General features: G+C 42.3%; 1 protein-coding gene. It reads right to left on the bottom strand.

The genetic code is table 11. The features are described from left to right. Positions 1 to 364: phosphopantetheine-binding protein (locus DM397_RS00325; RefSeq protein ID WP_239457748.1), on the bottom strand; the 364-nt coding region annotated here is incomplete at both ends.

Here is a 364-nt window from a genome sequence, read left to right as displayed (position 1 = left end):
ACGGTTAATTACCTGAGCTACAGACAAACTGTGTCCTCCCAATTCAAAAAAACTATCTGTTACTCCGACTTTTTCAATTCCAAGCACTTCCTGCCATATGGCAGCCAGTTTTTGCTCGGTCTCATTTCGCGGAGCCACGTATTCTCCTCGAATTAGATCTTCTCCGTCTACTCCTGGCAAGGCTTTGCGGTCGATCTTTCCATTTGGGGTAAGAGGCAACTCCTCCAGTTCGATATAAAAACCCGGAACCATATAATCCGGAAGTCGCTCCAGTAGAAAACTTCTTAATGCTGATTTATCAATGCTTTCTGAAGCTGTAAAATAAGTAATGAGGACTTTCTCTTGGTTGTTTTCTTTTACTTCA

The organism is Flavobacterium nitrogenifigens (assembly GCF_003254565.1).
In the GTDB taxonomy this organism is placed as follows: domain Bacteria; phylum Bacteroidota; class Bacteroidia; order Flavobacteriales; family Flavobacteriaceae; genus Flavobacterium; species Flavobacterium nitrogenifigens.
The sequence above is the reverse complement of the archived record's forward strand: the minus strand, read 5'-3'. Positions and strand labels throughout refer to the sequence as shown.